Here is a 21,848-nt window from a genome sequence, read left to right as displayed (position 1 = left end):
TGTTAATGGCCACGTAAACTGACCCTCTACTGGCCAACAATTTTGACCCACCTACGGGTGGCCACTGGCCACGTCTGACCATACCGTCCGCCGTTCAGAGAGGCGGCCGGGACGGGAACATGAAGGAGTGGGTCATGATTCATCGGATCAAAGCACTGCACGACGAGGGCCAGGGGCTGTCCGTACGGGCGATCAGCCGCGAGCTCGGTATCTCGCGTAACACGGTGCGCAAGTATCTGCGCCAGAGCGCCGAGGCGATCGTCGCCGAGCGTGCGGATTCGGGCCGGTGCAAGCGGCTCGATGCCCATCGCCCCTACCTCGAGTACCTGCTGCGCCGCTACCCGAAGCTCAGTGCCGTGAAGGTGGCTCGCAAGATCCGTGACGAGGTCGGAGACCTGGAGGTCTCGGATCGCAGTCTGCGCCGGTATCTGCAGCGCCTGCGGGAGTCCGTCCCCGTTGCGCAGCCGCGCTACTACGAGCCCGTCCTCGACGACGTGCCCGGCGTGCAGTGCCAGGTGGATCCCGGCGAGCTGCGGGGTGTGGAGATCGCAGGCGAGTCGCGTACGGTGTACTTCGTCGTCTTTGTTCTCTCGTACTCCCGGCTGATGCACGTGTGCGTGTCGTTCCGCCCGATCGACACCGAGACGTTCATCGCCATGCACGACGAGGCCCTGCGCGCCTTCGGCGGCGTGCCCGAGGAGTGCGTCTACGACCAGACGAAGATGGTGGTCATCGCTGAGCGCTTCCGGGAGCTGACGGTCAATGAGCGCTTCCACCAGTACGCCACGGCGGCGGGATTCCGCATCCACGCCTGCCGGGGCTACGACCCGGAGAGCAAGGGCAAGGTCGAGGCCGGCGTAAAGTACGTCAAGCGCGACTGCCTGTACGGCGAGCGTTTCTCCAGCGAGGAGGCGGTCAAGGCTCATGTCCGGGACTGGCTCGAGGAAGTGGCCAATGTCCGCTGCCACGGCACGACCCGATGTCAGCCACGGGAGCGCTTCGAGGCGCAGGAACGCTCGCACCTGCGAGCGTATCTCACGCCGCCGTGCGTGAGCCATGCAGGCCCGGAGGTGGCCGTGCGCAAGGTGGACAAGACGGGTCTGATTTCGTGGTCGGCCAACAAGTACACCGTGCCGATGGCCTACCAGCGCGGCCGGGTCGGGGTCCAGGAGAGCGCCGGATCGCTCGAGATCGTCGACCTGGATTCCGGGGAAGTGGTGGCCACGCATCCACTGGCCACCGGCAAGGGGGAGCGGGTGCGGAACACCCACCACTACCGCGATCGTGCACAGCACGTCGAGGACATCGAGCGGGCCATTGCCGAGCGCCTCGGTGCCGATCTCGGCGGGCGGCTGTGCGCGCAGCTGCGCGCCAGTGATCCAAAGATCTACCGCGATCAGGTCGCGGCCGTACGCCGGATCCTCGAGGACACGGCCTCGCTGGACACGGAGCTGCTCGAGCGCCTTGCCGGGCGTGAGGGGCTGACGGCCACGCGCATCCGGGACTTCCTCGAGGCCAACCAGCGTGCGCAGTGGCGCGGCCGGGACATGGAGGCCGACGCAGACACCTCCGGCGAGGCATCGGGGCCGGTCTCGCTGTCGGCCTACGCCCACCTTGGCCAGCCGGCTGGCCATCGGGAGGTGACCCATGAGCCGTCTTGATCAGGCCGTGGGCCGGTTCCGGAATCTGCGCTGCACGGCGATCGCCGACGAGCTGCCGCAGCTGCTCTCGGAGGCGGAGGACAACGCCGTCTCCTACCTGGCTTTTGCCGAGCGCCTCGCCGAACACGAGCAACGGGTCCGCGAGAGCAAGCGCCTGGACGGCAACCGCCGGCGGGCCCGCCTGCCCTCGGACAAACGCCTGGAGGCCTTCGATTACCGCCACCAGACGACCATCACCAAGCGCCAGATCAACGCCCTGCTGGACTTCGGCTTTATCGACAACCGGCAGAACCTGGTCTTCATCGGCCCGCCGGGGGTCGGCAAGACCCATCTTGCCATCGGGATCGCCCGCAAGGCACTCGATGCCGGCTACAAGGTGCTCTTCCGAAACGCCCTGGAGCTGGTCGAGGAGCTGGAAATGGCGGAGATGAAGGGCGAGCTCAAGAAGAAGATCGCGCAGCTGACACGCTTCGACCTGCTGGTCATCGACGAGCTTGGCTACCTGCCGATGAGCCGCCAGGCGCGTTACAACCTCTTCCAGCTGGTTCACGCGTTCTACGAGTACCGCTCGCTGATCCTGACGACCAACAAGGACTTCACGGACTGGGGCGAGTTCTTCCACCACGACAACGTGGCCGTCCCGATCATCGACCGGGTCATCCACCACTCATCGATCTACGTACTGGGAGGAGACAGCTACCGACTACGTGAGAAAACCGCCGGCTGAACGCCGGCTCCCTGGGTCAATTTTGTTGGCCAGAGGTGGGTCAAAAGCGATGGCCATTGACACCAGGCTCCACGACAGCCTCGCTCGAGTCTCCGTCCAGTTGCTGAACCAGGCGAGTGCCGCCCAGTGGCATGAGCAGGGCGTAAGCAAAAGAATTGTCGGTGCTGGCGCGCCGGCTCTGCCCGACCCAATGTGAGTCGGCCAGGCCATGACTGACCTCCAGGCCGTCGAGTGCGCCGCTACAGAAACGCGCCCGAAATCCGGGGTTTGCGTTCTTCCCACGCCGGACCGTAAAAGGAGCCACCCGCTCGGCCAGCACCCTGGCGTAGTGATCGAACTGGTATCCGGCTTCCAGTTGCGTTGTATCGAAAATCACTTCCATGGCGACTGCTTGTTGCTCATCAGGTATCCATCCATGACCCGGGCTGGGACGTCCAGGGCACTCTCACCGCCCCAACTATGCCTCCAGGGGAGTGTCCGGACCAAACCGGGTTCGCAAGGAAGTTTTGCCGACTGGCAACCGAATTTACCCGCGATGCACACCGGCTCATCCGCGACGCGCAGGACCAAGACGCGCTGGAAGCCGTCTGCGCGACCAACTCTCCGACGGCGTGTTCGACAGCGCCAACAGATTGCGCCAAACTTTGTTGAACCGGGACCAAGAGAATTCGCCGTGATCCGTTTTTTTTTGCTCTTCCTGCTGATTCAGGGTGTCCTGTTCACGGCTGAACTGACACCGCCCGCTCAGGCGTATCTCGTGCAGCCATTTACGAGCGGTCTAGCCTGGATCTCGGGACACCTGATCGAGCTAACCGGTCGCGAAATCATTGCCACCGGCGTGATCATCCGCGATGTCTCCACCCAGTTCGCTGTCGAGATTGCAGCCGGCTGCAACGGGGTGGAAGCAATGATCCTGCTGGTCGCGGCGATGCTCGCCTTCCCCTCCCCCTGGCGCTACAAACTGTGGGGCATCCTGATCGGGATCATCGCCATCCAGGGCCTGAATCTGGTGCGAATCGTCTCACTGTTCTTCCTCGGGATGTGGAACGAAACAGCATTCGAATGGGCGCATCTGTATGTCTGGCAAGCCCTGATCATGCTCGATGCGCTGGCAGTCTGGCTGCTGTGGCTGCGCGCACTGCCACGTACCAAGGCCGACCGAGGCTCGGATGGAAGTGATGAAGACCATGCTGCACCTGCGACCCCGTAGTTTCCTGGGCCGGTTTTTCCTGCAGGCGCTCATCTGGCTGCCGATAACGTTCTTCCTCTGGTACCAGGCGGCGTGGCTGTTCACCCTGCCCAGCGCCTGGCTGACCGAACTGCTCCTCAATCTGGTGCACCCAGGCACGGTGGAACAGATCGAGGGCCTGGGCCGCGACACGGTCATCGTGACCGGGTTCGAGACAGCGGCTCAGGACGCCCGGGGCAACAAGGTCATGGGCCAGGTGGTGCTGCCAATCAACCCCCTGATCTACAGCTGGAACCTCCCCGTGCTGCTGGCCCTGCTGTTTGCAGCCGACGAGCGTTTCTTTTCCACCAGTAAATTGATTCTGGGGTATTTTCTGCTCATACCCGCACATGTCTGGGGACTGACCTTCGACGCCCTGCGTTCGCTTGCCCTGCGGGGCGGAGCCGACATCCCGGAAGAGCTGGGCTTCTCGGACTGGACGCTGGAACTGATCGCACTGGGTTACCAGTTCGGTTACCTGATGCTGCCGTTCATCGCGGTGGTCACCATCTGGATCATGCTCAACCTGCGCCTCGTGGAGAGCCTCCTAGAGCGCGACAGCATCACCGCCAATGGTGCACGGTAGAACGGGCATAAGGACAGCTCTCTGGCGCTCGGCCAGGTCGTTCTTCCTGCCCCACTGCCAGACTACCTGCAATCTCACCCGGCAGCGGGCCTCCGGTTGGCTCACCGTGACGCGGCCTCAGCGGTCAGGCGGACACGAGAATCGGGGCACCCCGGCATAGGAGGTCCGTCGGTTTCGCACCATCCGGCTCCTTACAGGCCGGCCAAGTCCGGATCTTGGCTCGGCCGACAGGACCCCACAGCTGTTCTCTTGCAGCATCAGGAATGCAGCGGAACAAGTCGCGCATTCAGTCTCAACACCACCAGGAACAGGACCCCCAACAGCAGGAGACCCACAGGGGACAACACGGGGACCGGCCTTGCCTCCGGCTCCCACTGGGCAGTGCTGGAAGTCACCGGAACCTGGTTCGGATCCACGCTACCACTGCCGTCTTCGTCCCATTGCGCGGTCGCCTGGTTGCTTACCGACCGGTTCAGACTCTCGATCTCCACGCGGAACACGATGATGACCGCGTTATCGGAGTCGGTCTCGTCCACTGCTCCGGGATCGGGTCCGATGAACCCTTCGAAGACGACCTCGCCGGCGACGGGGTCGAACTCGCAAGAGGTTGTTTCCGACACGCCGTTAGCGATGCACTCGAGGCTATCCTCGACAAACGAGCTGTTGGCCGGAATGGGATCAACCACGCGCAGAGGGCTGACATAGGTATCGTTCGGATTGAGCCAGACCATGGTCCACTCCAGCTCCGGCACACCCTCGTCGTTGACCAGCTTGAGTCCGCTCGGCGGGTCGAAGGGTTCGAACACCACCACCGGTATGGATGCAGAATCCTCGGTAATATTACCATCGGCGTCGCGGACCTCCGCCTGATTGCGCAGATCACCGGGCTCATCGGCAACGACCAGGAAGCTCACGGTGGCGCTGGCGCCCGGATCGAGGGCACCGACATTGACCTCCAGCTCCGGGTTCAGTGTGACAACACTACCCTGGCTGACCTGAACACTCCCGGGCAACAGCGTGCCGATCAGGTCGGTCAAGTCATCGGTCAACCGTACATCCTCCGCAACCGCGGATCCAGTGTTGCGAATCCGAAGGGTAAAGCGCACCGTTTCGCCCGGGTTGACCCGACCGTCCGAGTTGGCATCGTCGATTAGTTGAACTTGCTTATCCAGCGCCAACGCCGGCTCGCCAGTCTCCCCTGCAGGTTCCACCGGAAACACTGTCGGGTTCGGGTCGGTATCAGGGGTGCCATCCCCGTCGCTCAAGGTGTCTTCAACCTGATCGCTGGAGACCGTTGCCTGGTTCAGGACATCACCATCCCCGTTCGCGGTCCCGATGATCGAGATCACGACACTGTCCCCGGGTGCGATGGTGCCAATATCGTCGATTACGACGTTGTTGCTCGCAGCGGGGGCCGTACCCTGTGTGGTTGTGATCCCGGTCACGTCCATCCCTGGCGGGCCGACTGGAACCGTGTCGGTGAAGACCACGTTGGTCAGGGCCTCCTGACCCGTGTTGGAAATCACAAACGTGTAAGTAACCTCATCGCCTTCATTGATTGTGCCGGTGGGTGCAACGACATCGTCGGTGAGGGCGTAGTTCTTGGTGAATTGCAGACTTGCACCAGGTGTGTCACCCGAGGCCCCGCCGACCGGAACATCGGTGGGCTGGAAGCCGTTTTCGGGAATGCCATCGGCATCCGTCGGCGTGGGCACGGTCTGGTCGGAGTCGACCGAGCCCTGGTTGGAAATGATCACGCCCGACGGGAGCGGGGCGTCCACCACCACCTGGAAGGTAATGGTGACCGAACCACCGCCATCCAGATCCCCGACATCCACCACAAGCGGATCGTTACTGTCGTCCGGAGTACCCTGCGTGGTGGTCAATGACCCATGCACATACTCCGTATTCGCGGGAAGGGGATCGGTGAATACCACGCCACTGGCATCCGGGCCCTGGTTCTCCAGTACGACGGTGTACTCGAGGGTGTCACCGGGATCCACCTGACCATTGCCGGCCACATCATCAAAGAGTGCCACCGTCTTGACCGGATACAGAAATGCATCGGCGGTGACCGTCACAGTTGCATCGTCATCCCGCGCGTAATTGTTAGGCTCCCCGTCGGGGCCATCAGCACCAGTGCGGCCGCTGTCCGCCTCGCCAGTGCTGTCCGGGAGGCTCGACCAGGTCATCCCCAGTGCATTGGTCTGCTCGGAACCCACCACCGCAGCGGAGGAGACGGCCGCCCGATAGACAAACTCCCGGTCCTCACCGAGTTCCAGAGTGGAGAAAGCGAACTCGAGATCCTGACCGTCAACGTTCACCGCGTCGGCCGGCAGGCTAGCGGAGCCCTCCACGTAGGTCAGTCCGGGCGGAAGCTGGTCCACGATCGAAAGATCGAACCCGTCCGCACTGCTGCCACTGGCGTGCTCCAGATTAACCGTGAATACCACCTCATTGCCCAAAGCCTGCTCCCCCGGAGCCACAGTCTTTGAGACATCAAGAACCGGCTCGACGATGTCCACCGGAATGCCCGAAATCGTGTCCTCGTCCGCCGGGTCGGCGTCGAACTCGAGGCGGACCGGGTTGGCCGAGTCGTCACCGTACTCCACCCACACCGTCCCATCCTCGCCATTGCTGAGCACGTCGCCGTTCTGATTGTCCTCAGTGTTCTCAACGCGAGCCGTGACCTCGATATCCACGAAGTTGTCGTTATTGCCATTCGACGGCGGATTGCTGATATTGCCGAGATCGAAGTCAACCTCCTGCCCGCTCCCGAGCCGATCAGCGTAGTCCGGGTTGCCGAAGGCGATACCCATGTGCCCGACGCTGATGTTGTGCGAGACGTACGCAAGGCCATCCGGCAACGTATCGGAGACGAACACGTTTTCCGTCACCCCGGTGATGAGCGACAGCCGTATGGTGAACGTCACCTCTTCACCGATGGTGGCCTCGTTTCGGTCGACGGTCTTGTCGATCTCGAGGTCCGAGGCGATCGTAAGGCTTGTGCTCCCCGAAGCCTGGTAGTCATTCAGACCATCCGGGGCATCCGCGGCGTCCCGGACCCTGTCGTCTTCGCTGTTGCCATCGGGCTGGCTGGCGAAGGTCGCGATAGCCTCGTTGATTAACGTATCACCGAAGATCACGTCGTCCGCGAGCCGGGTCGTGAAATCGACTCGCAGTACCGCACCGGCGGGGACCTCCAGACCCTCGAGAACGAACGTGTCGTCATCGACATTCGTCGCCTGAATCTGGACATCGTCATCCGAGACCAAGTCGCCATCGGCGTTCCGGATGTCCCCTGCCTGGATCGACACAGTGATTGCGCCGGGGTCCAGCGTCCCGGCGCCGTCCGGCAAGATATCGACAAGCTCGGTCTGCCAGGCGGTGGTGTTGCCCGTATTCTCGAACTCAATCCGCCAGTCCACTTCATCACCGGCCTGGAGATTGACGCCGCCGGACGGTATGGATTTGGTCACGTTCAACTCGGGTTCGCCGACGGTGATCGAAACGGATTCCGGACCCAGGTTGACCGTCTGCGACGGGTCCTCCGGATCCTCGAAACTCGCAACCGCTTCGTTCGCGAGTACCACGTCGTTCTGATTGCCCGCGACGTTGTCGACCTGCATGTAATAGTCGACGGTCACCGTGCTCGCCTCGGCAGCAGTCACTTCGCCGAGGTCGACCTCCAGCCTGTTATCACCCTCATTGAACGACAGCCCGGTGCCGTCCGAGCTGACCCCGTCGAGGTCCAGGCTCGCCTCGTTCGGCTCCTGATCGAGGAAGGTCAGCCCTTCCGGAAGGTCATCGACGATCACGAACTCATCGGTTGTCCCGACCGGCACCCCCATCTCAATCCGATAATGGACGATGTCCCCGATCGAATAGCGGTCCTGACCGTCGATCAGAGTTTTGCTCAGGGTGGGACTGGATGTCGTCAGCGACGCGGTGTCGTTACCGAACAGGTTGTTCACGCCCCCATCGCCGGTACGCTGATCATCCTCGTTGTCGGAGCCGGACGGCAGGGAGGTGGTGGTGGCCCCTGCGTCGTTGGTAATCGCGGTCAGGAACGGAGTGTCCTGGGCGATGGTCGCCTGGTAGGTGATCTCGATTACCGCATCAGGGGCCAGTTCGTCGATGGCACCACTGAGCGTATTGTCCGTAAAGGCCGCATCGGTGCCCCCGTCATCCGTGATCGTCGGGTTCTCCAGCAGATCCGGCAGCTCGTCCTCGAAGGTCCAGTCGAAGCCGGTGGCATTGCCGAGGTTGGCGATGATCAGGGTGTAGGTAACCGTATCCCCGGCGGCTGGCGACGACGGCGACACTGACTTGTCAACATCGACCGCGGGCAGAACGACGTTGACCGTGAGCTCGCCAGACTGCACGTTGCGTTCCGTGCCTTCCACATCCTCGAAGTAAATGCGCCCGCGATCGCGCAGTCCACGATCCTGGGTGTTGGCGGCCACGTTATCGACCCGCAGGGTGACTGACAGCGTGTAGGTCTCGTCTTCCAGCGAACCGTTGGTCACGTCGCCCAGATCGAGGACCAAGGCGTTGCCATCCTCGACAAGAACCACTGCAACCGCGTCGTCGTTAGGGTCCTGGCCGTTGATGCCCGAGGGATTCACATCGGAATCGAGATCCTCTGAGCTGCGGGCCAAAGTGGCTCCCACCAGGCTCACGCCGTCAAAGCCATTGGTGATCACGTCGGCAATCGTGACTGCTTGAGTGACACCTGGCGGCAAATCGAATTGGATGTCGTAGGTAAACGTTTCGCCGATCGCGACGTCGGTGCCAGTCGTAAACGTCTCGGAGGTGTCTACCAACGTTTTGGCCACGGTGGCGTCAGCGACGTTGACGGTGGCGGTGTCCTCAGCCTCCGTCCGGCGGCGTTCGTCAATAGCGGCATCCGGCTGACTGAAGCCTTCCGCCGTGACCGTGTTGCTGTACTCCGATCCGGTCACGACGTCATCGAGCACCGTGGCGGTGAAGGTAAACTCCAGCGAATCACCGGGCGCAAGGCTCGTGGCCGGGTCCGCAGTGGTGTAGTTCAAAACCCCAGTACCGGAGTTATAACCGAAATCGAACCCCGCAGGCGTGGTGTCTTCGATTACGGTACCCAGATCGAGCAAGTCATTGATGACGCCGCCAGCACCGTTATTCAGGACATCCTCGATGAACAGGTCGAAAGCGGGCGCGGTACCAGTATTTTCCAGCTCCAGCGTGATGGTGACCTGCTGCCCCGCAACCAGGTCTTCGTCAGGGTCGAAGCTCTTGGTGATGGCAAGCACCGGTTCGCGGAACTGAACGGTGTGGTTATCGGACACCGAACCGGCACCCTCTCCTCCGAAGCTCAGCGTGGCGGTGTTCTGGCGCGCCTGCTCCGAATCCGGGGCCGCATTGGCAGGATCATCCAGAACCGTCGCGTCGTAGGTGACCACGAACGTATTGTTCGCGGTTCCCTGAGTGGCGGTCACACTCGCCGCCCCAAAATCAAACGCTGGATTCTGCGGAATGGTGTCGTCCACTAGCGGCGGATCATTATCCAGTGTCACACCGGATCCGACGTTCTCAACCGCAACGCTGTCCGGGACATAAGCAAATCCGGCCGGCAGCTCGTCCTCGATCACGAGGTCAGGTATTTCCCCTTCCGGAAGGTCGACGGTGAGCTGGTACGTGACAACGTCACCGGGCACCACACCATCGGCACTTGGCTGCGGATCCACAGCGATGCTCGTCTTGGCCAGACCGGGGCTGGCAACGGTGACGTTTGCATCGTCGCGGATCGCCGGGAACGGGGGCGCGCCTTCCTGCGAGGCCCAGGTAGCCTCCGCTTCATTGTCCAGCTCCTGGCGGGGGGTGACGTCATCCGCAAGCGTGCAAGTGTAGGTGATGGCGGCGGATTGACCGGCATCCACCTCTCCGTCAATTAGAAGCCCACCCCCAGTGTCCAGGCTGCCAGTGAAACTACGGGTGGAGCCGTCGACCTCCACGCTCGCGTCAGAGCAGGATTCCAGGCCGGAGGGTGGCGGGTCAGTCACGGTGACATCGAATGCCGGAGCGCCGCCGGTATTGGTCAGAGTAATCGTGTACTCCACCGTATCGCCGGCATCGGCGCCGGCCAGGTTGCCGTCGCCGCTGATGCTGCCCTCGCCACCAGTTGTGGTGATCGCCTTGTCGATGTCCAGCACGGGCGCGCGCACGTCGAAGGCGACAGGCCCGGTCTCCGTGGTGGTCTCTCCGGGGGTGTTGGCCGTCTCGACCTGGAGGATGTTGGTCAGGAACAGTCCATCGGCGAAGGGATCATCAGTAACGGTGGTATACAGGTCGACCGCCAGCGTCTGCTGTGCTTCCGTATCGACGTCCGGGAAACGGATCTCGATGGCATTCTGCCCGGGCAGGGTTGTCACCTCGACCTCGCCCGTCTCTCCGAGCAATGTCTCGTAATCCGAATCAAGTTCCGCCGTTGGGGCGAGACATACGCCCGCCGAGGGGCTGCTGGCGCCGTCGCAATCGGCCGGGTCCGTGCTAAAGACCTCGATGACGTCATCGGCCTTGAGCACCGGCAGCGGCAGAAAGTCGGTGAAGACGATATCCCGGGTATCTCCGGAGGGCACTTCCATGGTCAAGCGATAGACCAGGGTGTCCCCCGGCGCGTAGGCATCCTGCTCGTTCACGATCTTTTTGTTGGTATCGATCGGCAGAATGCTCACCGACGCGGCGCTTCCCTCATTGCAGGACGTGGCACCCGCAACGAGGTCGTGCTCCATGGAAACGCTGTTCAAGATCGAATCCGAGGCCCGCACAGGTTCGCCGGTCTCGCGGTAGGTCTGGCGGACCGTGCCCGTGTAGGTCACCGTGACTCCGCTGCTTTCAGCGATTTCGGACAACCCCGTGCCATCGAACAGGTCCATCACGATGGTTGTGCCGTCCTCGGCGTTCGGGACAGTGACGTCCGGTGTGACCGAGATTGGCGAACCGCCATCGACCGTGAAGCTGACACTGTCGGCCTCGAAGTCGATACCGTCGGCGATTTCATCGGTTATGACCAGCGCATTCACGGCACCATCAAAATCCGTCACCTGCAGGTTCAGGGTGTAGGTCACCTCCTCACCCGGCACCTGTGCGCCGGAGGCACTCTTCTGGATGGCGACATGCTCGGCGCGCACGTTCGAGCTGTCGACAATCTGCGGCAAGGGATTGTCTTCGCCCAGTTGGTCGACATAGGTCGCCTCTACGCTGGCGGTGTTCTCCAGATTCTCGATCTGGCACTGTTGCGCATCGAGGATATCGGTGATGTACGCCTCGTACGTCACCACGATGTCGTCAGCGGCGGGGGTCCCGACCGTATCGCCATCACACTGGATCTCGAATTCGCCGCCCGGTGTGGATCCAGACGGCTCCTGCGTGATCGTGCAGTCCTCGCCCCCGGTAATCTGCGCCGTGTTCTCGATGTACTGCAGGTCAGCAGGCAGTTCGTCGGAAATGGTGACGGGGTTCATCGTCGCCGTGTTGGCGATGTCGACGTTCAGCGTGTAGGTGATCGGCCAGCTCGGGCCGGGCGGGCGTTCGCTCTCGGGCGCATCCTGGGTCTTGTCAAACAGGATGACGGTCGGGGTGACGGTCTGCTCGACGACATCCCCATCGATGGGCCCGTTGTCCCCCGTCGGGGTATCACCGAATTCGTAGATGGGAGTCAGGTCAACGGGGAGCGGCTCGCCAACAATGGCCTCCTCGCCGATCGTTGCACAGATGGTGGCCTCCAGGTCCGGCCCGCCATCCACCACCGAACCCACCGGCAGAACGATATTTCGGTAGCTAAACCCCTCCTCGCCAGTGACCGTCTCGTCGATCCGGGTATCGGTTAGTTCTCCACTTGCGGGGAAGGTGCCCAGGTCTTCAACACCGCCACCAATACTGGAGCCGAAGATCTCGGCCGACTGAAACTCGAGCTCCGGGGGCAGAATGAGGCGGAAGTAGGGCCCATAACCCTCGTCGCCCTGATTACTGAAATTGGTATCGAAGCAGAACTCCTCGCCAAGGAATGCCTCCTCGGGCACTCCCTCCGACAACTCCGGGGTCTGACCGGTTGCGACTGCGGGTATCAGCAGCCCGAAAACGGCGGAACTGAGGGATGCCCAGAAACTCCAGCGGGACAATTGCATTCGAACTCCCTTTCTCTGTTTTTATGCTCGGCGTGGAGTTTCCCGTGCCGGGGCACCCTTACCGACTATGGGAGGTTAATGAAACCCACCTTATTTTTCCACTTCGGAAGCCACTAGCAAAGACGATGCCACCCGGTGTCCGCAGGTAGCCGCCGGCCGCGGTCCCAGGCCTTGCGCAGGTCGCGCAGGGCGCGGGCGGCGTAGCCACCACGGGCCGCCAGTGACAGGCTGCGCATGGTGGCGGAGATCCACTGGTAGGACTCGGAGTGCTGGCCGGTGGGCAGGAAGAACTCGATCGGGCGCTCGATGGTCACCGTCTCGCCGCCCACCGTGCCGGACACGGCCACGAAGCTGACCACCAGGTAGACCGTCTGCGGCCCTTCCTGGGTCCAGTAGCGGACCTTCTCGGTGACCGACTCGAGCTCGCCCTCGGGGCGCGACGGGATGCGCTTGCCGACCGGGTCGTCGTCGCCAGCCGGCGCCGACTCGCCCTGCGGAATATCCGAGCGGCGAAACGCGATGATGGGCTGATCGATCCGGTGCATGGTTTTCTCCGCGACGCCGTTACAGGTCGTCGTAGTAGCCCTCGTCCAGCGCGGCATAGAGGTTGGCGGCAGTGTGCACCTGGCCTTGGTATTCCACCTCTTCGTCGCCCCGCAGGGTCACCTCCTGCCCGTCTGCGAGCGTGAAGGTGTACCAGGTGCTGCGCAGGCGTTCGGGGTCCATCAGCACGCCCATCTGCGCCCGCGGATTGGGCCGGTAGGTGGTGCACCCCTTGAGCCCCGCACGCCACGCCTGCAGGTAGACTTCCTGAAAACCCTCGAACGGGATATCGCTCGGGACATTGAGCGTCCTGGAGATGGCCGAATCCACCCACGGCTGCGCGGCCGCCTGCATACGGATGTTGGCGTCCACATTGATCCGGTCGGCGGTGATCGCGCTGGCCGGGAGATCCCCCGGGCCCGCCTCGGCATCGACCAGGGCGCGATAGGTGAGCAGCTCGTACGAGTAGCAGTCGACGGCTTCGCGGGTACGCCGTCCGGGGCGGCGGATGTTGCGCGTGGTGTGGTGGAGGAAGGTCGGTTCGATCCCGTTGCTGGCGTTGTTGGCCACCGAGAAACTGATGGTCCCGGTGGGTGCGATGGAGGTGGCGTGGGTAAAGCGCGCGCCCTCCTTCGCCAGCGCGTCGACCAGCTCCGGATCCTCCCCGGCGATGCGCTGCATGTATTCGCTGAAGCGGGCGTGCAGTTCGCGTCCCTTCAGCACGTCCCCGACCCGGTAGCCGGCCTCGGCCAGCGCCGGCTGACGCCGGAGCATGTCCGCGGTCAGCGTGAAGTCCTCGTCCATGACCGGCGCCGGCCCCTTCTCCCGCGCCAGCGCCAGCCCGGCGCGCCAGCTCTCAAGCGCGAGCCGTCGACAGACTTCCGAGGTGAAGGCGGCGGCCGACTCGGAGCCGTAGGTCTCACCCAGCATCGCCAGGGCCGAGCCGAGCCCGAGGATGCCCATGCCGTGGCGTCGCTTGCGCAGCATCTCCGCGCGCTGCGCCTCGAGCGGCAGTCCGGAGATGTCCGCGACGTTGTCGAGCATGCGCGTGAACACGCCCACCACGCGCTCGAAGCGTTCCCAGTCGAATGCCGCTTCTTCGGTAAACGGCGCGGAGACGAACCGCGTCAGGTTCACCGACCCCAGCAGACAGGCCCCGTCCGGCGGCAGCGGCTGCTCGCCACAGTTGTGCGCATACAAACCGTTAGCATCAAACGCGTGAACCCCTGGAACCGATACATCAAAAACCTCTTCAATACCGTCGGATTCGACCTTTTTTACCCGCGCGACGAAACGCTCACGGTTCAGACCGCGCTTGTATCGGGCGAGAGCTTGTTCCAGACGTCGTTTCTTGTCCGTGTCCGCGAAGCCGACTTGCTGTAGGAACCGCCTGAGGTTCTCGCCCCTGACGATCAGTTCGTGCTGCGCCTTGATCCCATACTCCTTTACGCCGCCGTTGCCGTCTGGCAAGTGGCGCAATCCGGCCGAACGGCGGTTTCTGTAGATTGATGACGCAATCCCCAGCCTCAGAAGCATCCGCTGCACGGCTTCCAGACACGAAATATCAGACTGTGAGAGGCGAACACTGATGCCTTTCTGCTGACTGCCCTGAACGGAACCATCAGCGTCGAACACCGCCCGAAGAAACCCTCGACAACATTCACTTGAAGCCTGCTCCAGAACCGGAGTAACCGACTTCGCGCCCGGCGCCATGCCGACTTCTTCTGCCAGAGACTTTAGGGCAGCCAGGCTAAGCCTGAACTCGTTCCGACCGGCGACCTCCTGCCACCCCGAAAAATCTCCGCGATGGGGTAAGCTATGGACAGATCTCATTACCTCTGCCATCACCCCGTCCACCCCGACCGGGGAGCCCGCGTCGAAGCTGTTGCCAACAACAGCGGCCGGCTTCCAAACCGATAACACCGCCTTGTCCTTCTTGAGGGTGCCGTCACCAACCAACATTCCCAGTAAGTAGCCTTGCTCATAGGTGTATTCACCAGGCCACTCAGCGTGGGCACGATGGTCGTTGAGCAACACCCGATCGCCTTCGCGCAGCCGCCCCGCCTCACACCATTCAGTTTCAGTGACATACCGCGTATAGCGGGTAACGCGACGCAACCGGTGATCGGCCGTCAGTTTCAACTGATAGCCCTCAGCGGTAGCCAACCGAACGACCTGCTTTGCCCCAGTCGCGACAAAACCTTGTTCGCCCGTTGGATAATCTTGGCCATCAACCCTCACGCGGAATTTCTGTCCCAACAGATCCCGCACCTGACGCGGCCCAATAGACGTGTGGATCCATGAGTCTGCCGTAATGCAGGGGTTGGTCGCGCGGATCACCTCGTCGAACCAGGCGTTGTTCTGGCGGTTCACCTGATCGATCAGGATGACGCCGGGCTCACCGACGTCGTAGGTGCTGCGCATCAGGGTCTGCCACAGATCGCGGGCGCGCACGCGGTGGTAGATGCGGCAGGCGACCCGACCCCGTTCGTCGATGCGGTAATCATCCTCGATCACCGGCCAGTCGCGGTAGACGATATCGGATGCGGCCACCCGCTCCTGCTCCACGGGCAGCAGCGGGAAGGCCAGGATCCATTCGGCGTCGTTCTCGACCGCCTCGAGGAAGGCGTCGCGCACCAGCACCGAGAGATTGAACTGGGTCAGCCGTCCCTTGCGGCGCTTGGCCAGGATGAAGCGCTCGATGTCCGGGTGTCCGATGTCCAGCGTCGCCATCTGCGCCCCGCGGCGCCCGCCGGCCGCCCCGATGGTCTTGCAGGTCTGGTCGAAGATCTGCATGAACGCCACCGGCCCGTTGGTCGGAGCCCCCAGCCCGGCCACCGGCGCCCCCTTCGGCCGCAGGGTACTGAAGTCATAACCGATGCCCGCTCCTGCCTTCAGTGTCAGGCCGGCGGCAGTATTGGCATCGAGGATGGCCTGCAGGGAGTCGTGGATCGTGCGCGAGACGGTGCAGTTGATCAGCGTGGTGCGCGACTGGCGATCTTCAGCGCCGGCATTGGCGAGGATGCGCCCGGCCGGCACGGCGCCATGCGCCAGCGCCCAGCGGAACTCGCGCTCGACCTCGGCGCGTTTCTCCGGCGCCTCCACCCCGGCCAGGGCACGGGCCACGCGCTCGAACATCGCCTCCACCGAGGCGTCCACCGGCTCGCCATCCGCATTGTGCAGCTGGTAACGCTCGGCCCAGATCGAAGCCGACGAGGGCTGCAGCGGCACGTCGGGCGACGTGCCTCCCGGGAACCGGACACTGCCTTGCGATTGTCGGCCCTTGCCCATGCTGAGCTGCCACAGTGCATCCATTCCGGCTCGGCGCTCACCGAACCGACCCGAATGGTAGCGATTATTCCGGAGCACCAACTCCGGACGGCGGGCCCGCGTGGTCCGGCGGACCGCCCCCTTCGGGAGGACCGGCATGACCCGGTCGCCCGTTGCTGGAGGCATCGTCGTCGCGATTCAGTGGAAGGGCGACGATCTGCTCGGCCTCGAAGTAGCTGTCGCCATGAGTCCCCCGGGCGTTGATCCGCACCCGCTCGTACTCATCGAGGTCCGCCACCGCGCCGGAGGCAACCTGTCCTTGACCGGCTATCACCAGGCGGCCTTCCTCAATGAGGCGAAGGTGTTCGGTGCTCCCGTTGGCTTCCACCTGCAGGGTATTGTCGCTGTCCACCGCAACCAGCTCGCCACGCAGCATGGACGGGCGATCACCTTCTTCGCCGTCACCGCCTTCCCCCGACACGTCACCGCCCAGGACCACCAGGGTGGCCAGCATCGGCTCGCCGGAAACAATGCCGAAGCTGGTCAGCGGCTGACCGGGGACGATTGCATCGGTGTCCAGCCGCTCGCCCTGGCGGTTTACTACGGGGGCCGAATCGAGAAGCCGGATTTCGCGGCCACTCCGGGTGACGAACTCGCGATCCGCATCCATTTCGGAATCGGCGGTACCACCCCGTGTGCCCAGCATTGGCCGGGTACCCAGGGCAATGCTGAATGGCTCGAGGGTACGGCGGCCGCCATCATCTCGCTGCAACAAGCCCTTCGCGATCAGCGAATCACCCGCAACGATCCGGTCAACGGGCTCGCCATGACCATCAAAGACCGGAACCTCGCCCTCCAGCGAGGTGCGCACGCAGGCACTGGCAGAAGCGGCCTCCGAAGGGCAGATCAGCATCGCATCATCCCCGGCATCGCGCACCTGCCCCCTGACACTGATGAGCGGCTCGTCATCAGTAGCCGCGCCGTCTTCCGCCAGGCCGTCGTCCACGCCACCGTCCTCGCTGCCGCTGCCGCCTTCCTCGTAGGCAGACACGAATGCCACGGGACGGAACACCATGTCGCCGCCGGCTTCGACCACCAGCAGCGACTCCTCGGCATCAATATCGAGTTCGAGATACAGGACGTTGTCCTCGGAAACCTCGAGCGGAGCGCGTGGCACGAGATCGAGGTGATCACCAGGCAGGCGAGCGTTGACGCGGGTCTCCGAACCGGTGTCCAGATCCACCAGCTCCACGCCGGAGACCTCCATGCGCACCTTCTCGTAGTCCCCCACCGGCACATCTTCCTGCACCGTGAACAGCTCGGCATGGTCGCGCAGTTGCAACAGGTCGAGAGCCTCACCGTCGACATCGTCGAACAGCACGACGGGCTCGGCCTCTTCGGAATCATCCTGCGAGAGCAGGCTGATGCGGGTGAAGTTCACCCAGATCTCATCGTACACTTCGGTGGGCGCGTCGGTAATCAACACCGCCACCGAACCGCTGTCGTCGGAGGCCTGCCCATTGTCGTTCCCACTACTGCTGCCACCCCCGCAGGCCGCAAGCAGCACCCCGGCTGCACACAGCCCCCCTACCCCGCTCGTGATTCCGGTCCAGGACTTCATCATGCTGCCTCCCTCGCTCCGGCGAGAATCGTTCAAGCTGAACAGAGGAAATCACGCGCGCGGCGCGGGCTCAACAGAGGACAGGTGGGCTACGTCACATTCCGCACGAAAACCCCGGATTCCGACCGCGCGGGCCGCTGCACTCAGGCCGCCTCGGCCTCGATGACGCCCCGCTGGAGGTCGATGGTGATCCGCTTGCCCTCGATGACCGTGGCGCAGGCCAGCAGGAAGATCTCCACGAACTCATTGCGCTCTTCCTCCGGCATCTCGGTGGAGCCATTGAAGGTGCCGAACATGGTGTCGTGGGCACCGGCCGAGTAGAGGATCAGCCGCTGCATGGCGTCCTGGTCGTCCGGCGATGGCGCGGCGGTGTCCAGGGTCGGCTCGCCCACCTTCTCCTTGATGGTGGAGTAGAGGTGGAACAGGTACTCCGCCGCGCTCTGGCGCCCCCGCCGGTCCTGCAGGGTGAAGTTGGCGGAGACCTCCTGGCCACTGCGGGCGCGCAGAACGATGTATTTCGACTCGGGCTGATCGTCGGCGTACTGATTCAGGATATCGGCCACGGTGTCTCCGGATCGGGATGGGCGAACGAGCCCGGAGGGTACGAGACACCCCGGGAGATTTCCACGGCGGCCGCGCCCGCCGAGGGGTTATCCACCCCGATGCCCGAGCGATGTGCGGACAGCTTCACCCGGCGGGGATGTCCGAAGGGCACAGCTCCACCGCCACTCGACGGATGTGCCCGCGCAGGTCTTCTTCCTCGATCTGATGCCAGAGCGACAGATCCACCTTCCACGGCAACAGCAGATCATCGATCTCGCCCTCGATCCGGAGGAGGTCGCGCACACCGAGACTATCCGCCTGCAAACACAGATCGATATCCGAGGCCTTGCGCCAGGTCCCCTTCGCGCGCGAGCCGTACAACCACACGCCGCTAATCTCCGGCCAGCCGGCGAACACCGCGCACAGGCGCGTGACGACATCGGCCGGCAACCCGAACTTCGTGGCACTGGCCGCTCCCGTCATGCCTGCCCTTCCAGCTCGCCCATGCGCCTCGCGAACGCATCGAACAGCGCGTGATAGCGCCACACCACCTGCTCGGCGATCTCGCGGGCCACCTGCTCGTTGTAGGCATGGGCCGTCAGATTCCGGCTGCGGATCATCTCCATCCAGCCTTCACCATCTTCGACAAGCCCCTTCGCAAAGGCCTCCCGGATCGCGTCGCGCGAGCCCGTGATCGCGGTATTGCCCTGCCAGGCGAAATAATCCTTCATCACGTTCCAGGCCAGCTCGTGATTGAACTCGAAGGCCTGGATCAACCCCTGGCGTTCCAGATCCGACAGCTCGCGCTGCTGCGCCAGACGCACGGCACTCTCCAGCTGTGCCAGGGCCCGCCGGAAATTCGCCAGGCGCTGTTTCCAGCGCACATCCAGATCCGCCATCAGTCCCTCCTTCACCCGGTCACCGACTGCCACACCCGGTAGTACACCTCCTTCAGCGGGATGCCGGCACCGCCCCCTTCACCCTCGGCCGCCCCCGTATCCATGCAGTATCCCGTCGCATCGTGATGGCCGTTCTTGATGGCCACCAGGGCCACGTGTTCCTGCAGGTCCAGCACCATCTCGCCGCCGGGCGGACACACGCGCGTGGAACGGTCGATCTCGTGCGGATAGGTCAGCGTAACGAACAGCTCGTGCCCCCGTGGCTCAACCTCCTCGAACAACTTCCGACCCTGCTCGTCCGCCAGCTCCCTCAGGATTGACTCCGCCTCGGCTGCCGTTTCGGAGCTCGTGAAGCGCACCAGGAAATCACGCGACATCCGCGGTTCCACCTCGACCACATCGCGGACCCCCACGCGCTGGAGAAAATCCGCATGGTCCACCAGGCGGTAATAGTGCGGCCCCGGGGGATACGGGACCTGGCGCAACCCCGTCACCAGGATGATTCGGGTCTCCGGAAACCGCTCACGCCATTCCAGCACCATGCGCTCGTAAAGCTGGTACACCTCCAGAACTGGATCGACCTCCGGAGGCACGTACCACTCCGGATTCCGGCGCCCGGCTTCACACACCTGCGAGCTGAACAGGTAATGGTGCTGGATATGCGCACCGCCGTTCAGGAACAGCACCGACAGATCCGGCTGGTGCCGCCGATAGAGCGCCGCGTGCATGTCGAACAGCAGCCGATCCAGCAACATGGCCCGTGGCCAGTGCCGGCGCAGGCCGCGACCCAGCAACCGCGCATATTCCGGGTAATGACGCGGGCGGGCAAAACGCACCAGCCCCGCAAGCACGGTCAACCAGGTCGTCGCCCCCGCGCCACCCGTCGCATTGGTATTGACCGCGCGCGACACCGCGCGCGCCAGGAACCGCACAAAGAGCGGGCCCGCTGCCGGGGTCCCGGTCCAGGGGTCGGGGACGAAATAAGGCGAATTCCGCAACCGGTTGGCCCCGTTCATCGGGGACACCGCCCCCACGCTCAGCCCCCGCGCCTCCAGCTGTTCGAACAACTGCGGCACCTCGGACTCGACAATGTCCCCCAGCCGGAACACCCCGTGTTCCTCGTACGACCGTCCGGTGTGCACCGTCACCCACTGGATCCAGGGCTCCAGCCACTCGTAGCGATCCTCGGCATGCGTGTGCAGCAGACCGTGCTCGCGCAACAACCGCGCGAACCCCGGCAGATAACCCCGCTCCACGTATCGCCGGACGTAATCAAAATTGATCTCGTTGAGCCCCAGCAGAAGTGTCCGGCCCATGCCGCGCCCCCGTCCTTGTGCAGCCCCGCAGCCTACCAAGCCCCGGGCAGGCCGTACACGGCATCACGCGTTCCGTGCAAGGCTCCGGTGCCAGTGCACCGTACGGCGCAGGGCATCGTGGCTGCCATACCGCGGCACGAACCCGGCCTCGCGGATGCGGCTTGCATCGAAGTTCGTCGGCGTACAAAACTTGCGGATACGCGCTGCCGTGACGGGCAGATCCCGGTGCAGCCGCTCGGCCAGCCAGTCGAGCGCCAGGGCCGGCTTCTCGGCCACCCCCAGCGGACAACGGACCAACGGCAGGCGCGACCCCAGCTCCTCCCGAATCACGTCCACCATTTCGCGAGTCGTCAGCTTCGGCTCATCGACATAGTTGTACGCCTCGACACCGCCCTTGCCGAGATCGTCGTACAACCACAGCGTCGCATCCACCACATTGTGCAGATACGAAGTGGTCTTGATTTCGCTCCCGTCCCCGACAAGCACGAACCGGTTGCGCCGGATCGCCTCGATCAGCCGGTACAGGTTCGTGTTCGCGGGCTGCTCCTCCGAGAAGACCGCCGATGGCCGCAGGATGCGCACCACCCAGCCCGCCGATGCGGCGCGCTCCAGCAGGAGCTGCTCGGCCAGCGCCTTGGTGGTCGCGTAATCGGTGGCGGGGGCGAACGGCGCGGTTTCATCCAGCGCGTGTGCGCCGGAACCATACACACCGACCGTCCCGAGATAGACCCACCGGTCCACCCCGGCGAGCGCGGCGGCTTCCACCACCTCACGCGTCACCTCGAGGTTGTCGCGCGCGTAACCGGCGTAATCCAGCCCCCAGTCCACGCGCGCCGCGGCCAGATGGAACACCGCATCCACATCGGCCATCAGTGCAGCGAGCCGCCCGCTGGAACCGGCTTCCGCCAAATCCATCCGCTCACCCAGCCCGGCTACCTCCGGCCCCCAGGGATCCCGGTCCACCCCAACCACCACGACACCCCGCTCCCGCAGGCGTCGGGCCAGGGCGCGGCCGATGTAGCCCGCGCACCCGGTCAAAAGCACCCGCATCCCTTCAGCCACCTGACGCCCCCGGCAATTCCGCCATCGTTTATTTCACTACGATGAAACCCCAACCAAGGCCCTCCCTGGAACCCAGTCAGGCCACTAATGAGATCCAGCTATTTGTCGGGTCCCGGCTGATTGTATACACATTTACGAAATAAATCGGGGCGTTCCTGTTGCCAGGCCTTGAGTGTCTCAACCGGCGTTCGGTGCCCCAGCGCCTTCTGCCCGATCTGATGGTTGTA

13 protein-coding genes and 2 pseudogenes are annotated in these 21,848 nt (G+C 63.6%); 4 read left to right on the top strand and 11 right to left on the bottom strand.

Going from position 1 to position 21,848, the window contains the following annotated elements:
- Positions 1-119: 119 nt before the first annotated feature.
- Both istA and istB read left to right on the top strand, forming a co-directional pair.
- Positions 120-1,661 carry an IS21 family transposase gene (gene istA / locus F620_RS0112935; protein ID WP_026331303.1) on the top strand — a complete coding sequence of 514 codons (1,542 nt, stop codon included), beginning with the start codon at positions 120-122 and terminating at the stop codon, positions 1,659-1,661.
- The gene (gene istB / locus F620_RS0112930) at positions 1,648-2,388 is read left to right on the top strand and encodes an IS21-like element helper ATPase IstB (RefSeq protein ID WP_019569550.1); all 741 of its coding nucleotides are present in this window, start codon (positions 1,648-1,650) and stop codon (positions 2,386-2,388) included. The genes istA and istB overlap by 14 nt, the downstream gene beginning before the upstream one ends.
- A gap of 40 nt (positions 2,389-2,428) precedes the next feature.
- On the opposite strand, the gene F620_RS0112925 is transcribed toward istB, so the two are convergent.
- Positions 2,429-2,770 carry a hypothetical protein gene (locus F620_RS0112925; protein ID WP_019570884.1) on the bottom strand — a complete coding sequence of 114 codons (342 nt, stop codon included), beginning with the start codon at positions 2,768-2,770 and terminating at the stop codon, positions 2,429-2,431.
- A gap of 291 nt (positions 2,771-3,061) precedes the next feature.
- Between F620_RS0112925 and xrtH the strand changes: the two genes are divergently transcribed.
- Both xrtH and F620_RS0112915 read left to right on the top strand, forming a co-directional pair.
- A complete protein-coding gene (xrtH, locus tag F620_RS0112920; protein ID WP_019570883.1) occupies positions 3,062-3,598 on the top strand; it encodes an exosortase H in 537 nt (178 codons plus the stop codon).
- Entirely contained in the window at positions 3,558-4,202 is a 645-nt protein-coding gene (locus F620_RS0112915) for an exosortase H-associated membrane protein (protein ID WP_231373909.1), read from the top strand. The genes xrtH and F620_RS0112915 overlap by 41 nt, the downstream gene beginning before the upstream one ends.
- A 257-nt stretch (positions 4,203-4,459) precedes the next feature.
- Here F620_RS0112915 and F620_RS0112910 read toward each other — a convergent pair whose 3' ends face one another.
- From F620_RS0112910 to F620_RS15555, 10 genes and pseudogenes are all read right to left on the bottom strand, one after another.
- Positions 4,460-12,367, bottom strand: coding sequence for an isopeptide-forming domain-containing fimbrial protein (locus F620_RS0112910; protein WP_231373908.1), 7,908 nt, complete (start codon positions 12,365-12,367; stop codon positions 4,460-4,462).
- 155 nt (positions 12,368-12,522) lie between these two features.
- Positions 12,523-12,912: pseudogene (locus F620_RS14445) on the bottom strand (ribonucleoside-diphosphate reductase); the annotation flags it as partial.
- A gap of 19 nt (positions 12,913-12,931) precedes the next feature.
- Positions 12,932-16,201 (bottom strand): LAGLIDADG family homing endonuclease, encoded by a 3,270-nt coding sequence (locus tag F620_RS0112900; protein ID WP_026331472.1) that lies wholly within the window; start codon positions 16,199-16,201, stop codon positions 12,932-12,934.
- A gap of 64 nt (positions 16,202-16,265) precedes the next feature.
- Positions 16,266-17,804: a DUF4382 domain-containing protein gene (locus F620_RS0112895; RefSeq protein ID WP_081621775.1), complete on the bottom strand. Its 1,539-nt coding sequence runs from the start codon at positions 17,802-17,804 to the stop codon at positions 16,266-16,268.
- Positions 17,805-17,944: 140 nt separating this feature from the next.
- On the bottom strand, positions 17,945-18,364 hold the full coding sequence (locus F620_RS0112890) for a hypothetical protein (RefSeq protein WP_019570877.1): 420 nt from the start codon (positions 18,362-18,364) through the stop codon (positions 17,945-17,947).
- 124 nt (positions 18,365-18,488) lie between these two features.
- Positions 18,489-18,827, bottom strand: coding sequence for a nucleotidyltransferase family protein (locus F620_RS0112885; protein ID WP_019570876.1), 339 nt, complete (start codon positions 18,825-18,827; stop codon positions 18,489-18,491).
- The gene (locus F620_RS0112880; protein WP_019589817.1) at positions 18,824-19,243 is read right to left on the bottom strand and encodes a nucleotidyltransferase substrate binding protein; all 420 of its coding nucleotides are present in this window, start codon (positions 19,241-19,243) and stop codon (positions 18,824-18,826) included. The genes F620_RS0112885 and F620_RS0112880 overlap by 4 nt, the downstream gene beginning before the upstream one ends.
- Before the next feature lie 11 nt (positions 19,244-19,254).
- Positions 19,255-20,559, bottom strand: a complete 1,305-nt coding sequence (locus F620_RS0112875) for a hypothetical protein (protein ID WP_019570874.1) — start codon at positions 20,557-20,559, stop codon at positions 19,255-19,257.
- A 63-nt stretch (positions 20,560-20,622) separates the two neighbouring features.
- Positions 20,623-21,621 (bottom strand): NAD(P)-dependent oxidoreductase, encoded by a 999-nt coding sequence (locus F620_RS0112870; protein WP_155987023.1) that lies wholly within the window; start codon positions 21,619-21,621, stop codon positions 20,623-20,625.
- A gap of 98 nt (positions 21,622-21,719) precedes the next feature.
- Positions 21,720-21,848 (bottom strand): annotated as a pseudogene (locus F620_RS15555) (IS481 family transposase); the annotation flags it as partial.

Source organism: Thioalkalivibrio sp. ALE11 (genome assembly GCF_000381205.1).
Classification (GTDB): Bacteria; Pseudomonadota; Gammaproteobacteria; order Ectothiorhodospirales; family Ectothiorhodospiraceae; genus Thioalkalivibrio.
Note: the sequence above shows the minus strand (reverse complement) of the source record. Positions and strands in the feature narration are given on the sequence as shown.

Excerpts from the sequence above, each read along its gene's own strand:
- istA (WP_026331303.1), top strand. The coding sequence starts at position 120 with ATGAAGGAGTGGGTCATGATTCATCGGATCAAAGCACTGCACGACGAG.
- istB (WP_019569550.1), top strand. The coding sequence starts at position 1,648 with ATGAGCCGTCTTGATCAGGCCGTGGGCCGGTTCCGGAATCTGCGCTGC.
- F620_RS0112925 (WP_019570884.1), bottom strand. The coding sequence starts at position 2,770 with ATGGAAGTGATTTTCGATACAACGCAACTGGAAGCCGGATACCAGTTC.
- F620_RS0112915 (WP_231373909.1), top strand. The coding sequence starts at position 3,558 with ATGGAAGTGATGAAGACCATGCTGCACCTGCGACCCCGTAGTTTCCTG.
- F620_RS0112910 (WP_231373908.1), bottom strand. The coding sequence starts at position 12,367 with ATGCAATTGTCCCGCTGGAGTTTCTGGGCATCCCTCAGTTCCGCCGTT.
- F620_RS0112900 (WP_026331472.1), bottom strand. The coding sequence starts at position 16,201 with ATGGGCAAGGGCCGACAATCGCAAGGCAGTGTCCGGTTCCCGGGAGGC.
- F620_RS0112895 (WP_081621775.1), bottom strand. The coding sequence starts at position 17,804 with ATGATGAAGTCCTGGACCGGAATCACGAGCGGGGTAGGGGGGCTGTGT.
- F620_RS0112885 (WP_019570876.1), bottom strand. The coding sequence starts at position 18,827 with ATGACGGGAGCGGCCAGTGCCACGAAGTTCGGGTTGCCGGCCGATGTC.
- F620_RS0112880 (WP_019589817.1), bottom strand. The coding sequence starts at position 19,243 with ATGGCGGATCTGGATGTGCGCTGGAAACAGCGCCTGGCGAATTTCCGG.
- F620_RS0112875 (WP_019570874.1), bottom strand. The coding sequence starts at position 20,559 with ATGGGCCGGACACTTCTGCTGGGGCTCAACGAGATCAATTTTGATTAC.